This is a genomic window from Streptomyces sp. NPDC093591, from assembly GCF_044764885.1.
In the GTDB taxonomy this organism is placed as follows: Bacteria; Actinomycetota; Actinomycetes; order Streptomycetales; family Streptomycetaceae; genus Streptomyces.
On sequence record NZ_JBIWIY010000017.1, the window covers coordinates 171,024 to 184,052 of the forward strand.

Below are 13,029 nucleotides of genomic sequence, written 5' to 3' on the forward strand. Positions count from 1 at the left end.
TTCTTTCGGCGTTCAGCCGCGGAACCAGTGCTGCGGCCGGGGTTGGATGTTCTGCCAGATGTGCTTGGGCTCTCGGTACTCGTTCAGGCCGGTCGGTCCCAGCTCCCGGCCCACCCCCGAATGCCCGAAGCCACCCCATTCCGCTTGCGGCACATAGGGGTGGTAGTCGTTGATCCACACCGTGCCGTGGCGAAGCCGCCGGGCGACGCGCTGGGCCTTGCCGGCGTCCTGCGTCCACACGGCGCCGGCGAGTCCGTACTCGGTGTCGTTGGCGATGCGTACGGCGTCGTCCTCGTCGGTGAAGCGCTCCACGGTGAGCACGGGCCCGAAGGACTCCTCGTGCACCACGCGCATGTCCTGCCGGCACTCGTCGAGGACGGTCGGCGGGTAGTAGTGGCCGTCTCCCAGCGCGGGGTCGTCGGGCCGGGCGCCGCCGCAGCGCAGTACGGCGCCCTCGGCGATCCCCGCGGCGACGTACGCCTCGACCTTCTCCAGGTGCTGGGCGGAGATCAGCGCTCCGGTCTCGGCCTCGGGGTCGAAGGGGCCGCCGAGGCGGATCTGCCGGGCTCTGCGGACGACCTCGTCGACGAACCGGTCGTGCAGACAGTCCTCGACGATCAGCCGGGCCCCGGCCGAGCAGACCTGGCCCGAGTGCAGGAACACGGCCGTGAGGGCGAAGTCGACGGCCGTCTCGAAGTCGGCGTCGGCGAAGACGACGTTGGGGTTCTTGCCGCCGAGCTCCAGCGCGACCTTCTTCACGCTCGCCGCGGCGGTGGCCATGATCCGCTTGCCGGTCTCCAGGCCCCCGGTGAAGGAGACCATGTCCACGGCCGGGTCCTCGCAGAGCGGTGCGCCCACCTCGGGCCCGGTGCCCAGGACGAGGTTCGCGACGCCCGCCGGGAGCCCCGCCTCCTCCAGCGCCTTCATCAGCAGGACGGAGGTGGAGGGGGTGAGCTCGCTGGGCTTCAGAACGATCGTGTTGCCGGCGAGCAGCGCCGGGGCGACCTTCCAACTGGCTTGCAGCAGCGGGTAGTTCCAGGGGGTGATGAGCCCGCACACACCGACGGGCTCGTACACGACGCGGCTGACGGCGTCGTCGCGGCCGGTGTCGATCGCGCGGCCGGCGTCGGTGCCCGCGAGGCCGCCGTAGTAGCGGAAGCAGGAGACGACGTCGGCGATGTCGTACTCGCTCTCCACCAGCCGTTTGCCGGTGTCGAGGGACTCGGCGCGGGCGAACACCTTGGCGTCGCGCTCGAGAATGTCGGCGGTGCGCAGCAGCAGCGCGCCGCGCTCACGTTCGGGGGTGTTCGGCCAGTCCCCCGCGTCGAAGGCGCGGCGGGCCGCGGCGATCGCGGCCTCGGTGTCGGGGCGGGTCGCCTCCGATACGGTCGACGCGAGCGTGCCGTCGGCAGGACATCGGATGTCACGGTGCCCACCGGCGACCGGGTCCCGCCATTCGCCATCCACGTACAGGTCTGCCACGCGACGAGCCTTTCAATGGAAATTCGTTGCGCATCGTGCACCCGATTGCTTGTGGTGGAACACAGTGTCGAATGGGCGGACCGGCGTCAAGAGGTTGGCTGATGACGATTTCGCCATGCGCACCTTTACCCACCCGCCCTTGACCACAAGCGGCGCCGAGCCGACCATGTTGCGTATCGCTCACCATGTTGTGCATTACGCACCAACGGAGGCCGCACATGTCCCCTCGACCGCACCCTGGCCGCGAGTACGTCCTGACCCTCTCCTGTCCCGACAGCGCGGGACTGGTGCACGCCGTGAGCGGCTTTCTCGTCAGGAACTCCGGCAACATCCTGGAAAGCCAGCAGTTCGACGACCGACTTCAAGGCCGCTTCTTCATGAGGGTCCACTTCGACGTTTGCGATCCCGACGTCGATCTCGAACAGCTGCGTTACCGGTTCGGTCCCGTGGCCCAGGCCTACGGCATCACCTGGGCGCTGAGCGGCGCGGCCACACCGACCCGGACGCTGATCATGGTGTCCAAGTTCGGCCACTGCCTGAACGACCTGCTCTTCCGCGTGCGCACCGGCGCCCTCAACATCGAGATCCCGGCGATCGTCTCCAACCACCGGGACTTCGAGAAGCTGGCGGAGACGTACGGCATCCCCTTCCACCACATCCCGGTGACCAAGGACACCAAGCCCGAAGCCGAGGCACGGCTGCTGGAGCTCGTGCGCGAGCTGGACGTCGACCTGGTCGTGCTGGCCCGCTACATGCAGGTCCTCTCCGACGACCTGTGCAAGGAGCTGGAGGGCCGCGCCATCAACATCCACCACTCCTTCCTCCCCAGTTTCAAGGGCGCACGCCCCTACGAGCAGGCCTACCGGCGCGGAGTGAAGCTCGTCGGCGCGACGGCGCACTATGTGACGCCGGACCTGGACGAGGGGCAGATCATCGAGCAGGACGTGGTCCGGGTGGACCACTCGCTCGACCCCGGCGACCTGGTCACGGTCGGGCGGGACGTGGAGGCGCAGGTGCTCGCGCATGCGGTGAAGTGGCACAGCGAGAGCCGCGTGATGGTGGACGGCAACCGCACGGTGGTCTTCCGCTGAGAGGCCCGCACAGCGGGGCGGGACCGGATTCCGGTCCCGCCCTTGTCGTATGCGGCTCGGCAGCGCCCCTGAGGGGCGCTGGACTGTATCCACATGCGGCTACCGCCGCGCGGGCGCGACCAGCCACGACGAGCCCGCAGACGACGGACGACCCTTCCGTCTCAGCCGCCCAACCGGTCAAGCACAGCGCAGCGCCACCGCTCCGTCTCGGCGATCTGGTTGAACGTGAACAGGTGCAGTCCGCTCACTCCCGCCGAGGGTGCGGTGAGGGCCTTCGCCGTGCGGGTCAGCAGCCGCTCGGGCGCATACCCGCCGGGGGCCGCGAAACGCGCGAACCACGAGGCGTGCTTCGTCAGGAAGCGCGTCGACTCCCCCACCCCGATCTTCGTGGCCATCGCCAGCAGCTTCGCCCGCTGCACGGGCCCCGCGACGCCCACATGGACCGGCAGAGTGATGTCCCGGCGCCGTATACGAACGAGCCACTCCCCCAGCACCCGCGGGTCGAAGCACAGGTTGCTCACGATGTACGTGGCGTGCTCGCGCTTGTCCCACATCGCCTGGACGGTGACGTCGTCGTGGATGAGCGGATGGCTCTCGGGGTAGCCGGTGACGCCGACGCGGGCGAAGGGGCTGCCCAGCTCGCTCAGCCTGCGCAGCACGGGAAGCGCCCCGTCGTAGACCCCGGCCGGCGGGTCCGAGTCACCTGCGGGGACGAAGACGTCGTCCACGCCGGCCTCCCGGAGCCGGCCCGTGACCTCTTTCAGGTGTACGTCGTCCCGCAGCAGCCGCGCCGGCACGTGCGGGACGACCCGGTAGCCGTGTGCCGCGAGCCGGGTGGCGAGGTCGAGGGTCGGTTCCAGGCCCTTGACCGGCGACGCCGTCACGGTGACGACGACGTCGCGCGGGACATGGGCGAGGACCTTGTCCTCGGTCGCCTTCGCGGGCAGCACCTCGTAGCGGACGCTTCGCAGCAGCGCCCTCAGCCCTGTGGCACTCAACACCTACTCCGTTTGCTTCTGGACGTCACGGTGGCGGTAGTACGCGGCCTTCGACGGCGCCAGCGGCTCCTTGCCGAGGATCAGGTCGGCGGCCTTCTCGGCGACCATCATCACCGGGGCGTAGATGTTGCCGTTGGTGACGTACGGCATCACCGACGCGTCGACGACCCGCAGGCCCTCCACGCCGTGCACGCGCATGCTGGTGGGGTCGACGACCGCCATCTCGTCGGTGCCCATCTTGCAGGTGCAGGACGGGTGCAGGGCGGTCTCGCCGTCCTTGGCCACCCACGCGAGGATCTCCTCGTCGGTCTCCACGGACGGTCCGGGTGAGATCTCCCCGCCGTTGTAGGGGGCGAGCGCGGGCTGGTTGAGGAGCTTGCGGGCCACCCGGATCGCCTCGACCCACTCACGGCGGTCCTGCTCGGTGGAGAGGTAGTTGAAGCGCAGTGCCGGGTGCTCGCGCGGGTCCTTGCTCTTGATCTTCACCGAGCCGATGGCGTCGGAGTACATGGGTCCGACGTGCACCTGGTAGCCGTGGCCGCCGGCGGGCACGGAGCCGTCGTAACGGACCGCGATGGGCAGGAAGTGGAACATCAGGTTGGGGTAGTCCACGTCCTCGTTGCTGCGGGCGAAACCGCCGGCCTCGAAGTGGTTGGTCGCGGCCGGGCCCTTCCGGAACAGCCACTGCAGGCCGATGAACGGGGCCCGCCACTTCGCCAGGTACGGCTGCATGGAGACGGGCTGCTTGCAGGCGTACTGGATGTACACCTCCAAGTGGTCCTGCATGTTCTCGCCGACGCCGGGGAGGTCGTGCACGACGTCGATGCCCAGCGCCCGCAGTTCCTCGGCGTTGCCGACGCCGGAGAGCTGGAGCAGCTGCGGGGAGTTGATGGCGCCGCCGCACAGGATGACCTCACCGGCGCGGACCTGCTGGAGCGCGCCCTTGCCGCGCTGGTACTCGACTCCGACGGCGCGCTTGCCCTCGAAGAGGACGCGGGTGACGAGGGCGCGGGTCCTGACGGTGAGGTTGGGCCGCTTCATCGCCGGCTTCAGGTACGCCTTCGAGGCCGAGAGCCGGCGTCCGCGATGAACATTCCGGTCGAACTTGGCGAAACCTTCCTGCCGATAGCCGTTGACGTCGTCCGTGGGGGCGTAGCCCGCCTCCTCGGTGGCCTTGAGGAAGGCGCTGAAGAGGGGGTTGGACGCCGGCCCGCGTTCGAGGACGAGAGGGCCGTCATGTCCGCGGAACTCGTCGTCGGGGTCGGCCGCGAGACAGTTCTCCATGCGGCGGAAGTACGGCAGACAGTGCGCGTAGTCCCAGGTCTCCATGCCCGCATCGGCGGCCCAGCGCTCGTAGTCCATGGGGTTGCCGCGCTGGAAGATCATGCCGTTGATGCTGCTGGAGCCGCCCAGCACCTTGCCGCGCGCGTGGTAGACGCGTCGGCCGCCCATGTGCGGCTCGGGCTCGGACTCGTACTTCCAGTCGTAGAACCGACTGCCGATCGGGTAGGTCAGCGCCGCGGGCATGTGGATGAAGACGTCCCACGGGTAGTCCGACCGGCCCGCCTCCAGGACCAGGACCCGGTTGGCCGGGTCGGCGGAGAGTCTGTTCGCCAGTGCACTGCCGGCCGAACCGCCGCCGACGATGACGAAGTCGTACTGCAAGGGAGCCATGGTGCCTCGTCTCGCTCGCGCCGTAGATGTGCGAGGCATGCTAGACCCAGTCGCGCGATACGCACCAGGTTGCGAACGGCGCAACTTCCAGGCCTTCGTTTCGACGGCGTTACTTGCAGTGACGTTGTTTACTGCGCGTATAGTTTCACTGTGAGCAACTACAGCCCTGACACAGAAACGTCGAATTCGCAAACGGGCGGCGTCCAGTCGGTCGACCGCGCCATCAGCGTCCTGGAGATCCTCGCGCAGCGTGGCGAAGCGGGCGTCAGCGAGGTGGCGGGCGAGATCGAGGTGCACAAGTCCACCGCCTTCCGCCTGCTCGGCGCCCTGGAGGCACGCGGTCTGGTGGAGCAGGCCGGCGAGCGTGGCAAGTACCGGCTCGGCTTCGGCATCGTTCGCCTGGCGGGAGCGGTCACCAGCCGTATCGACATCACCCAGCAGGGCCGGCCGGTCTGCGAACGTCTGGCCGAGGAGCTCGGCGAGACGGTCAACATCGCGGTCATGCAGGAGCACTACGCGATCAACCTGTACCAGGTGCGGGGTCCGGGAGCCATCACCGCGCACAACTGGGTCGGCCAGCTCACCCCGCTGCACGCCACCTCCAGCGGCAAGATCCTGCTGGCGTATCTGCCCTCCAAGGAGCGCGCCGCGCTGCTGTCCGAGGCCGGTATGAAGAAGGTCACCCCGCGCACCATCACCGCGAAGACGAAGCTCGAGAAGAACCTCGCCGAGGCCCGGGAGCGGGGCTACTCCTTCACCCTGGAGGAGCTGGAGGTCGGTCTGCACGCGATGGCCGCCCCGGTCCGCAACCGGGACGGCGAGGTCATCGCGGCACTCAGCGCCTCCGGGCCCGGCTACCGGTTGACCGAGGAGCGCCTGCACGAGCTTTCCCCGGTGCTCCTCAAGGGCGCCCAGGAGATCAGCCACCGGATGGGCTACCTGGGCTGAGTCACCGGCGGATTCACCCCTGAGGGGTACCCAGGCGCTCGTTCACCCAGTCGTGGAACGCGCCGATGTGATGCTCGCTGGGCACCAGCACACCACCCTTGGCATACATACGGGAGCTCATTCCGGGCTGCGTGCGCTCACAGGCGTCGAAGTCCTGCTGGTTGACGCGGTGGAAGAGTTCCACGGACCGGCTGACGTCCTTGCCGCCCTCGACGACATGCGGCAGATACAGCCAGTCGCACTCGACGATCGTGCGGTCCACCGCCACCGGGTACATCCGGTGGAAGATCACGTGGTCGGGCACGAGATTGATGAACACCTGGGGCCTGACGGTGATCGCGTAGTAGCGGCGGTCCTGGTCGTCGGCGACCCCGGGAATGCGGTCCAGGCCCTCGGAGCCGTCGACGGTGAAGCCCTGGACCTCCTCGCCGAACTCCGCGCCGTGGCCCACGTAGTACTGGGCGGCGTAACCGTCCGCGAACTCCGGGAGCACCTCGGTGAGTTCGGGGTGGATCGTGGCGCAGTGGTAGCACTCCATGAAGTTCTCGATGATGAGCTTCCAGTTCGACTTCACGTCGTACGTGATGCGCTTGCCGACGGAGAGGTTGTCGATGTCGTAGCGCTTGATCGACTCGACGTCGCCGAGGCGGGAGACGACCTCACCGACGACGTCCTCCTCGAAGGACGGCGGGTTCTCCGCGAGGCAGACCCAGACGTAGCCGAGCCATTCGCGCACGGCCACGCTCACCAGGCCGTACTCGGTACGGCCGACGTCGGGCATCTTGGTGAGGTTGGGGGCCGCGACGAGCTTGCCGTTCAGGTCGTACGTCCAGGCGTGGTACGGGCATTGGAAGGCCCGCTTCACCTCGCCGGCCTCCTCGGTGCAGAGCTTGGCTCCGCGGTGCCGGCACACATTGAAGTACGCACGGATGCTGTTGTCCCTCGCCCGGGTGACGAGGATGCTCTCGCGGCCCACGTCGACGGTGCGGAAGGCACCGGGCTTCGCCAGTTCGGAGGCGCGCGCCACGCAGAACCACATGGTCTCGAATATGCGCTCCTGCTCCTGGGCGAAGATCCCCGGGTCCGTGTAGGAGGAGCCGGGAAGAGTGGCGATCAGGCTGTCCGGCAGGCTGGTCGAGGTCACGGTGCACTCCTCGGGGGAACGTCGTGGAGGGGTCATTCACACGCCGGGAAGAGCGACTCCGGACGGTGTTGTGCATGAAGCAACGCTGCGTGCCATGCGAAACCGCAGCATGGGATGCCGCTGGGGCGGTGTCAAGATGCGGGCGGCGTTCAGGACGCGGGTGGCATCAGGACGCGGTGGCAGCGAGTTGCTTGCGCCAGCGGGTGAACAGCCGCGGCTGGTTCATCCCGAGTACGGCGACCGGGGCTCCGGCCCGCCGGTAGACGGCGAGGACGTCGCGGTCGTCCGCGGCGCCCGCCTCGATGGTGACGCTGTCGGCGCCGGCGGCGTGACCGGCGAACTGGATCTTCACGCCGTACTGGTCGGACCAGAAGTACGGCGGCCGGGGCACACCGGGTTCCACCGCACCGCCCGCGAGCAGTGTGGCGACCGCGGCGTCGGGCCGCTCGCGCGCGCCGGTCCAGTGCTCGACCCGGCGATGGAACCCCGCGCGCGGGTCGTACCAGTTGGCGCAGTCACCGACCGCGACCACACCGGCCAGGCTGGTGCGGCCGTCGGCGCCGCACTTGACGCCGTCGTCGAGAGCGATGCCGGAGTCCGCCAGCCACTCGACGTTCGGGCGGGCACCCACACCCACCACCACGATGTCGGCGGGGATGCCGCGGCCGTCCTCCAGCAGGACGGCGTCGACGCGGGTCTCCCCGCTCAGCCCCTTGACGCCCACACCGCACTCCAGCCGTACGCCGTGGTCGGCGTGGAGGGCGGAGACGATGGCGCCCATCGTCTCGCCGAGCGGTCCGGCGAGCGGGGTCGGGGCCGCCTCGACGACGGTCACGTCGAGCCCGAGGACGTACGCGGTGGAGGCGACCTCGGCTCCGATGAAGCCTCCGCCGATCACCACCAGGCGTCCACCGCGGGCCAGTTCGTCCCGCAGGGCTCGGGCGTCGTCCAGGGTGCGCAGCGTGTGCACTCCGGCCAGGCCCTCGGACCCGGGGAGGGTGCGTGCCGCCGCGCCCGTCGCGATGACGACGCCGTCGGCCCGCACCTCCCGCCCGTCACCGAGCCGGACGACACGCCGCGCGTGGTCGAGTCCGGTGGCCCGGACGCCGAGCAGCCACTCCGCCTGAAGGTCCTCGTCGTCCGTCTCCAGGGCGAGTTCGGCTTCGCCGAGCGTGCCGGACAGGAACTCCTTGGACAGCGGGGGCCTGTCGTACGGGCGGTGGAGCTCATCCCCGATGACGACCAGCCGGCCGCCGTAGCCCTGCTTGCGCAGTGAGCGCGCCGCCGACAGCCCGGCCAGCGAGGCGCCGACCACGGCGACCGTCCTCACGCGGGACCCCCGGCGAGCCGGGCCGCGATGCAGGGCGGCAGGTTGGGCGCGTCCGTGGACAGACGGACGTAGACCATGCCGTCCTCGACGACGACCTCGTGCGTCCGGACCGGGAGCTTGGCCGGCGGGGCGTCGACCGCGCCGGTCCTCAGGTCGAACTTGGAAGCATGCAGCGGGCATTCCACCTCGCAGCCCTCCAGCCAGCCGTCGGCGAGCGACGCGTCCTGGTGGGTGCAGGTGTCGTCGATGGCGAAGAGTTCGCCGTCGTCGGTGTGGAACACCGAAACCGGCGGATCGATGTCGAGCCGGTGGGCCTCGCCTCGCGGAAGGTCCTCGAGACGGCACGCGGGAATCATCATGACACCTCGGTGCGTATAACGAAACGGATTGCGGTAAGCGCAACATCAGTCTGGGGCGGCCCAGAACCCTTGTCAAGGCGTTCCGAGGGCCCTCTGAGGCCATTCATCGCGTTGCGCCATGAAAAACCAACCTCACATAGAACAACAGCAGCCCGCCGCTTCGGCTCGCGGTGACCGCGAGCCGAGGGCGGGCGTGTGAGGGTCGCAGGCGGCGTCAGAAGCCGCGGTCGACCCACTCCTGCAGGTGCGGGGCCTCGGCCGCGACAGTGGTCGTGTCACCGTGCCCCGTGTGCACGACGGTGTCCGGCGGCAGCGTCAGCAGCCGGTCCCGGATCGAGTCGACGATGGTCGGGAAATGGCTGTACGACCGCCCGGTCGCGCCCGGTCCGCCGGCGAACAGGGTGTCGCCGCTGAAGAGCGCCTTCAGAGCCGGTGCGTACAGACAGACCGCCCCGGGGGCGTGGCCGGGCGTGTGCAGCACGGTCAGCTCGACGCCGGCCACCGTGAGGCCCTGGCCGTCGGTCAGTTCGGCGTCCGGCGCCCGGTCGGGGTGGGTCTGTTTCCACAGCGGCAGGTCGTCCGGGTGCAGGAGGACGGGGGCGCCGGTGCGGGCCGCGAGTTCGGGAGCTGCGTCGATGTGGTCGTTGTGCGCGTGGGTGCTCACGATCGCGATGAGGCGCCGGTCGCCGACGGCCTCGGCGATGGCGTCGGCGTCGTGCGCGGCGTCGATGACGATCGCCTCGGTGTCGTCGCCGACGATCCACACGTTGTTGTCGACGTCCCAGGTGCCGCCGTCCAGGGAGAACGTCCCCGAGGTGACGAGGTGTTCGATGCGGGCCGCCATCAGAGGACCACCACCGAGCGCAGCACGTCGCCGTGGTGCATCCGCTCGAAGGCCTTCTCGACCTCGTCCAGCGCGATGGTCTCCGTGACGAAGGCGTCGAGGTCCAGGCGGCCCTGCAGGTAGAGGTCGATCAGCATCGGGAAGTCCCGGCTCGGCAGACAGTCGCCGTACCAGGAGGACTTCAGGGAGCCGCCGCGGCCGAAGACGTCCAGCAGCGGCAGTTCGAGCTTCATCTCGGGGGTCGGCACGCCGACCAGGACGACCGTGCCGGCGAGGTCGCGGGCGTAGAAGGCCTGCTTGTACGTCTCCGGGCGGCCGACCGCCTCGATGACGACGTCGGCGCCGTGACCGTCGGTCAGCTCGCGGATCGCTTCGACCGCGTCGGCGGACTTGGAGTTGACGGTGTGGGTCGCGCCCAGCTTCGAGGCGGTCTCCAGCTTGCGGTCGTCGATGTCGACCGCGATGACCTTGGCCGCGCCCGCCAGGTTCGCCCCGGCGATCGCCGCGGCCCCGACACCGCCGCAGCCGATGACGGCGACCGAGTCGCCCCGGCCGACGTTGCCGGTGTTGATCGCGGCACCGATGCCCGCCATCACGCCGCAGCCCAGCAGACCGGCGGCGGCCGCCGACGCGGACGGGTCGACCTTGGTGCACTGCCCGGCCGCGACCAGCGTCTTCTCCGCGAACGCGCCGATACCGAGCGCGGGCGACAACTCGGTGCCGTCGAGCAAGGTCATCTTCTGCTCGGCGTTGTGGGTGTTGAAGCAGTACCACGACTCCCCGCGCAGACAGGCACGGCACTGGCCGCACACCGCACGCCAGTTGAGGATCACGAAGTCGCCGGGCGCGACGTCGGTGACCCCCTCCCCCACCGACTCCACGATGCCCGCGGCCTCATGGCCCAGCAGGAACGGGAAGTCGTCGTTGATGCCGCCCTCTCGATAGTGCAGATCGGTGTGGCAGACCCCGCAGGCCTCGATCTTCACCAGCGCCTCACCCGGACCCGGGTCAGGCACGACGATCGTTTCCAGGCTGACGGGGGCGCCCTTGCCCCGCGCGACGACAGCACGGACCTGGTGCGTCATGGCCACTCCTCGGCTGATCGAGACTTGAAATCGGATGTTGCTCATTACGGCACACATCTCGCGTGTCGCAACACAGCATCGTGGAGCGCCGACCGGGGGTCAAGGAGCGCGACGAGGTTCCCTCGGCCGGGCGGGATCGCGGTGGGAGCAGCACGAACGCCCGGCGGGGCCGGGGCCGACCATGTCGGTGCCACGGCCCCGCCGGGCGCGGGTCCGCCGCTCTCAGTGAGCGGGGGTGGAGGGCTCCGTGGGGTGCACGGGGTCCTGGGACTGCTGGGGCTGTTGGGACTGCTGGGGCCGCGTGGACTCCGCGCCGTCGTTGCACGCCACGGGGCCGATGCGCAGCTCGAAGTCGCCGTCGTACTTTTCGTGACCGGCGATGACAGCCGTTTCGATGGCCTCCTTGCCGATCCGCCCGCGGATGATGAGCGGGTCCTGGCGCAGATCGCGGGTGAGGGCGATACAGAGGCCGACCATCACCAGGGTGAAGGGCGCCGCCGCGAGAATGGTCAGGTTCTGCAGTCCGGTGAGCGCGTCGCCCTTGCCGCCGCCGATGAGCAGCATGATCGCGGCGACCGCACCGGTCAGCACGCCCCAGAAGACGACGACACCGCGGGTGGGTTCCAGGGATCCGCGCTGCGAGAGCGTGCCCATCACGATCGAGGCTGCGTCGGCGCCGGAGACGAAGAAGATGCCGACGAGGATCATCACCACCACGCTCGTGACCGTGGCGACCGGGTACTGCTGGAGCACGTCGAAGAGCTGGCCCTGCGCGGTCGAGGCGTCACTGAGGCGCTTCTCGTCCTGCAGGTGCATCGCCGAGCCGCCGAAGACGGCGAACCACAGCAGGCTGACGGTGCTGGGGACCAGGATGACGCCGCCGACGAACTGCCGGATGGTCCGGCCACGGCTGATGCGCGCGATGAACATGCCGACGAAGGGCGTCCAGGAGATCCACCAGGCCCAGTAGAAGACCGTCCAGCCGGCCAGCCAGTCGGCGACGCCTTCACCGCTCGACGCCTCGGTACGCCCGATCATCTGGGTCAGGTCGCCGAGGAAGGCGCCTATGGAGGTGGGCAGCAGGTCGAGGATGAAGATGGTCGGGCCGACGAGGAACACGAAGAGCGCCAGGGTCACCGCCAGCACCATGTTGATGTTGGACAGCCACTGGATGCCCTTCTCGATCCCGGACACCGCCGAGGCGACGAACGCCACGGTCAGCACCGCGATCACGGCGACCAGCAGGCCGGTGCCGACGGATCCCAGCCAGCCGAGTCCGGTGAAGCCGCTGCCGATCTGCAGGGCGCCGAGGCCCAGGGAGGCGGCGGAGCCGAAGAGGGTGGCGAAGATGGCGAGGATGTCGATGACCCGGCCGCCCCAGCCGTTCGCCCGCTTCTCGCCGATCAGCGGGGTGAACACGGCACTGATCAGCTGCCGCCGGCCGCGCCGGAAGGTGCTGTAGGCGATCGCGAGACCCACCACCGCGTACATGGCCCACGGATGCAGCGTCCAGTGGAAGAGGGTGGTGGCCATGGCGGTCTCCATGGCCTCGTTGGCGTCGGCCGGGTCGGTGCCCGGCGGTGGCGTGACGAAGTGCGAGAGCGGTTCGCTCACGCCGTAGAACATCAGGCCGATGCCCATGCCCGCGCTGAACATCATGGCGATCCAGGAGACGGTGCGGAACTCGGGCTGCTCGCCCTCCTTGCCGAGCGTGATCCGCCCGTACCGGCTGACCGCCAGCCAGAGGGCGAAGACCACGAAGCCCGAGGCCGCGAGGACGAAGGCCCAGCCACCGTTGCGGATGGTCCCGTCCAGGAGCTTTCCGGACACGCTCTCCAGCGTGTCGGTCGCGGTGGCTCCCCATACGACGAAGGCGAGGGTGAGGGCCGCGGCAACGCCGAAGACGATCAGGTCGGTGCGGGGGCCGGCGGACCCCGCCGGGCTTCCTGGGAGATCCGCGGCAACGGGATGGCTGTGCCTCCCGTCCCTTTCGCGGGTTTTGCTCATCAGCTCGTCCTTTCCACAGACGGCAGTGGAGTCTTTGTCGCGGACGACGACGGGGGAACTCGTCGGT

Annotated in this window: 11 protein-coding genes; 2 read left to right on the forward strand and 9 right to left on the reverse strand. The window is 69.3% G+C overall.

Annotated elements, in window-relative coordinates:
• Nucleotides 1-12: 12 nt before the first annotated feature.
• Nucleotides 13-1,482 carry an aldehyde dehydrogenase family protein gene (locus ACIREI_RS32470; protein WP_403340413.1) on the reverse strand — a complete coding sequence of 490 codons (1,470 nt, stop codon included), beginning with the start codon at nt 1,480-1,482 and terminating at the stop codon, nt 13-15.
• Between the two features lie 218 nt (nt 1,483-1,700).
• Between ACIREI_RS32470 and purU the strand changes: the two genes are divergently transcribed.
• Nucleotides 1,701-2,573 carry a formyltetrahydrofolate deformylase gene (gene purU / locus ACIREI_RS32475; RefSeq protein WP_403340416.1) on the forward strand — a complete coding sequence of 291 codons (873 nt, stop codon included), beginning with the start codon at nt 1,701-1,703 and terminating at the stop codon, nt 2,571-2,573.
• A gap of 161 nt (nt 2,574-2,734) precedes the next feature.
• On the opposite strand, the gene ACIREI_RS32480 is transcribed toward purU, so the two are convergent.
• Both ACIREI_RS32480 and betA read right to left on the reverse strand, forming a co-directional pair.
• Complete coding sequence (locus ACIREI_RS32480; RefSeq protein ID WP_403340419.1) at nt 2,735-3,571, reverse strand: 5,10-methylenetetrahydrofolate reductase; 837 nt, start codon at nt 3,569-3,571, stop codon at nt 2,735-2,737.
• Nucleotides 3,572-3,574: 3 nt separating this feature from the next.
• Nucleotides 3,575-5,245 carry a choline dehydrogenase gene (gene betA, locus ACIREI_RS32485; protein ID WP_403340421.1) on the reverse strand — a complete coding sequence of 557 codons (1,671 nt, stop codon included), beginning with the start codon at nt 5,243-5,245 and terminating at the stop codon, nt 3,575-3,577.
• A 150-nt stretch (nt 5,246-5,395) separates the two neighbouring features.
• On the opposite strand from betA, the gene ACIREI_RS32490 reads away from it, so the two are divergent.
• The gene (locus ACIREI_RS32490) at nt 5,396-6,193 is read left to right on the forward strand and encodes an IclR family transcriptional regulator (protein WP_403340424.1); all 798 of its coding nucleotides are present in this window, start codon (nt 5,396-5,398) and stop codon (nt 6,191-6,193) included.
• 13 nt (nt 6,194-6,206) lie between these two features.
• On the opposite strand, the gene ACIREI_RS32495 is transcribed toward ACIREI_RS32490, so the two are convergent.
• The 6 genes from ACIREI_RS32495 to ACIREI_RS32520 form a co-directional block, all read right to left on the reverse strand.
• Nucleotides 6,207-7,337 carry an aromatic ring-hydroxylating dioxygenase subunit alpha gene (locus tag ACIREI_RS32495; RefSeq protein WP_403340427.1) on the reverse strand — a complete coding sequence of 377 codons (1,131 nt, stop codon included), beginning with the start codon at nt 7,335-7,337 and terminating at the stop codon, nt 6,207-6,209.
• Between the two features lie 166 nt (nt 7,338-7,503).
• Nucleotides 7,504-8,667: an NAD(P)/FAD-dependent oxidoreductase gene (locus ACIREI_RS32500; protein WP_403340430.1), complete on the reverse strand. Its 1,164-nt coding sequence runs from the start codon at nt 8,665-8,667 to the stop codon at nt 7,504-7,506.
• Entirely contained in the window at nt 8,664-9,026 is a 363-nt protein-coding gene (locus ACIREI_RS32505; protein ID WP_403340433.1) for a bifunctional 3-phenylpropionate/cinnamic acid dioxygenase ferredoxin subunit, read from the reverse strand. The genes ACIREI_RS32500 and ACIREI_RS32505 overlap by 4 nt, the downstream gene beginning before the upstream one ends.
• A gap of 214 nt (nt 9,027-9,240) precedes the next feature.
• Nucleotides 9,241-9,870 carry an MBL fold metallo-hydrolase gene (locus tag ACIREI_RS32510; protein WP_403340436.1) on the reverse strand — a complete coding sequence of 210 codons (630 nt, stop codon included), beginning with the start codon at nt 9,868-9,870 and terminating at the stop codon, nt 9,241-9,243.
• Complete coding sequence (locus ACIREI_RS32515) at nt 9,870-10,955, reverse strand: S-(hydroxymethyl)mycothiol dehydrogenase (protein WP_403340439.1); 1,086 nt, start codon at nt 10,953-10,955, stop codon at nt 9,870-9,872. The genes ACIREI_RS32510 and ACIREI_RS32515 overlap by 1 nt, the downstream gene beginning before the upstream one ends.
• Before the next feature lie 222 nt (nt 10,956-11,177).
• Entirely contained in the window at nt 11,178-12,962 is a 1,785-nt protein-coding gene (locus ACIREI_RS32520) for a BCCT family transporter (protein ID WP_403340440.1), read from the reverse strand.
• Between the last annotated feature and the right edge of the window lie 67 nt (nt 12,963-13,029).